Below are 2914 nucleotides of genomic sequence, written 5' to 3' on the forward strand. Positions count from 1 at the left end.
TGGCGCGGCTGATGCCCGACACCATGTTGCGCAGCTGGTCGGGGCCCCCGGCCAGCGCCTTGTCGAGTTCGTCGATGATCACATTGAGCCGATCCGGATTCAGTCCCCCGATGAAGCCGCTGAGGTTGGTCAGCACCGACTGCACACTGACCGGGACCGTCGTCTGGGAGCGCTCCACCAGCGCGCCATCGGTGAGATAGGGGCCGGTGTCGGAGTCCGGGCGGAAGTCCAGGTACTGCTCGCCCGCCGCCGACAGCCGGCCGACGGCCACCGTGCCGCCCACCGGGATCTTCGCCGCCGAGTCGATCTCGGCCACGGCCGCGACACCGGTGCCCGCCACTTTCACCTCCGTGACCTTGCCGACCCTGGTGCCGCGGAAGGTGACGTCGTTGCCCACCGACAAGCCGCCGGAGGACTGCAATTCGACTGTCACCGAATAGTTGTCGGGCAGCGGATTGATCCGCAGGACTTCGGCGCCGAGATAGACCGCACCGAGGACGAGCACCACGACCAAGCCGAAGTTCGCCACCGCGATGCGGCGGCGCACCAGCCACTGCCACAGGGGGGAGTTCATCGCCCGCCTCCTTGCTGCTGTGGTTGCTGGGGCGGACTGGTGACCCGGCCGATCACCCGCTCGATGACCTGCGCGAGGCTGCCGATGAACGCGGGCACGTCGCCCACTTCGGGCAGCCTGCTCCCGGAGGGATCGGTCAGGGCCCCGACACTGAGGTAGGACACCGTCGCCGCGACGGCCAGGGCCGGGCCGTCCAGGCTCGCCATCAGCGAGGGGTAGAGGGTGTGCAGACCGTCCAGCGTTCCGCCGAGGTCGTCGCCCATCTGGGTGAAGCCCGCCATCAACCGCTGGATGCTGTCGAACAGGCTCACCGCCTGCGGACCGGTGGTCTCGGTGAAGTCGCCGAGCGCGGTCATCGTGATCGAGACCTTGTCGAGCAGGTCCACGATGGACTGGTTGTTCTCGGCGAGCAGCGCCAACAGCCCCGGGAAGGTGTCGGCGGCATCGCCCAGTTCGGCTTTGCGCCTGGCCAATTCCCCGGTCAGCACGTTGAGACCGGTCAGGACGTTGTCGATGTCGCCGGTTCGCTGATTCAGCGCGGCGATGACGCTGGTCAACTCGCTGAGCAGGTGCGCGAGTTGCGGCGCGCGGCCGGCGAACATCGAATCCATCTCGGAGGTGATCTTGGCGGCCTGGTTGATGCCGCCGCCGTTGATCAGCATCGAGACCGACATCATCAACTGCTCCACGGACGCGGCCGCCGAGGTGTGCTCCGTGCCGATGACGTCACCGGCGCGCAGATTCTCGGCGTTCGGTGTCGTCCGCGGGAGGGTCATGGCCACGAAGATGTCGCCGAGCGGCGTCGCCTGCCGCAATTCGGCGGTGGTGCCGCGCGGCAGCTGGATATCCTCCCGGATCAGCATCTCCACGTCGGCGATGAAGTTGGTCGTGCTGATCGCGGTGACGACTCCGATGTCGGTGCCGCCGATTTTCACGTGGGCGTGGTCGGGCAGATTGAGCGCGTCGCGGAAAGCGGCGCGAATGGTGTAGCCGGGCGCCCCGATGCCGGGTTTGGGCATCGGCAGATTCGCCACGGTCACGCTGCATCCTGTCGCGGTGCTCAGTGCCGCGACCAGCACGGACGCCACCGCGGTGCGCCGGAGCGCGTTCGTACCGATCATTTCGAGATCCCCAGAAGCGCTGCGGTGAGGCCGAAGTCGGGCCCGAAGTCCTGCATCTTTCCGGTGCGGCAGCCGTCGAGGCGCATCTGGATCCGTTCGCAGAACTGCGACACGACCTCGTTGTCGAGCAGGACCTTGTCGGTCAGCGCGTGCAGGCGCAGCGCTTGGTGTTCCCGGCTGACGGCGTTGGACAGGTTCTCGAACAGCAGCGGCCCGACGTCGACGATCTCGGTGAGGCCGCGGGCGTTGGCCCGCATCTGTTCGGTGATGGTCGTGAAGCGCTCCAGCGCACCGGCGAGCTGATCGGAGTTCTCGCCGACCAGCGTGGAGGTGTTGGTGACGAACTGGTCCAGTTGCCGCAGCACCGCTTGCAGACCGGGCGCCTGGTCTCCCATCAGCTGGACCAGTTCGGTGAGGCGGCCGCTGAAGTCGCGAACCGTTCGGTCGTTCTGGGCGATGATGTGGGTGATCTCGTTCAGTTTGATGATCGTGTTCGAGATCTGGTCCTTGTTGGCGAAGGTCACCTCGAAAGCCGAGGACAACGCGTCCAGTGTTTCGCGCAGTCGGTCGCCGTTGCCGTCCAGGAGCGGGAACAGGACCCGGCTGGCCATCGGGCCGTTCTGGCTGTCGCCCTGCAACGCGGCTCCGAGCTGGTCGAAGTTCTGCAAGATGCGGTCGAGCTCGACCGGCGTGCGCGTCCTGGCCAGCGGGATGTGCGTGCCGTCGGTCAGGATCGGCCCCTCGCCGCTGTAGGCGGGGGCGAGTTCGACATGACGGTTGGTGATCAGCTGCGGCGACACCAGGGCGGCCACCGCATCGGCCGGGACCTTGGTTCCCTTCTCCAAGCTCATGGTGACCTGGACGTAGCTGCCTTTGGCCACCACCGTGTCGACGCGGCCCACCGGAACGCCGAGCACCGCCACCTCGTTGCCCGCGTACAGGCCCGCCACATTCTCGAAGTCGGCGCTGATCCGCACGTGTTCGCCGAGGTACTGCCGGGGCAGCGCGGTCAGGCTGTCGGGCACGAGCCCGCAACTCGCGGTGACCAGCGCGGTCACGATCAGCACGCCGAGCTGGGCGAGTCGTCGTGTTCTCATCAGTTGCACCCCTGTACGGCATGTGCGAAACACAGCCAGTTGTCCGGGAAGAACCACGGCGCCCACACGTCGCCGTAGGGTCCGTTCCCGACGGCGTTGTTGAACTGCCGCAGCGCGATGGG

3 protein-coding genes and 1 pseudogene are annotated in these 2914 nt (G+C 67.1%); all 4 read right to left on the bottom strand.

Annotation, left to right across the window (positions count from 1 at the left end; all coding sequences use genetic code 11):
* The coding region (locus ON27_RS24900; protein WP_043732732.1) for an MlaD family protein at nucleotides 1-574 on the bottom strand (574 nt) is incomplete at its 3' end.
* On the bottom strand, nucleotides 571-1695 hold the full coding sequence (locus ON27_RS24905; RefSeq protein WP_043732735.1) for an MCE family protein: 1125 nt from the start codon (nucleotides 1693-1695) through the stop codon (nucleotides 571-573). The genes ON27_RS24905 and ON27_RS24900, both read right to left, overlap by 4 nt.
* Complete coding sequence (locus tag ON27_RS24910) at nucleotides 1692-2792, bottom strand: MCE family protein (RefSeq protein ID WP_043732738.1); 1101 nt, start codon at nucleotides 2790-2792, stop codon at nucleotides 1692-1694. Before ON27_RS24910 ends, ON27_RS24905 begins: the two co-directional genes overlap by 4 nt.
* Nucleotides 2792-2914, bottom strand: a pseudogene (locus tag ON27_RS44895) (mammalian cell entry protein); the annotation flags it as partial. The pseudogene ON27_RS44895 and the gene ON27_RS24910, both read right to left, overlap by 1 nt.

Source organism: Nocardia asiatica NBRC 100129 (genome assembly GCF_000308415.1).
GTDB lineage: Bacteria > Actinomycetota > Actinomycetes > Mycobacteriales > Mycobacteriaceae > Nocardia > Nocardia asiatica.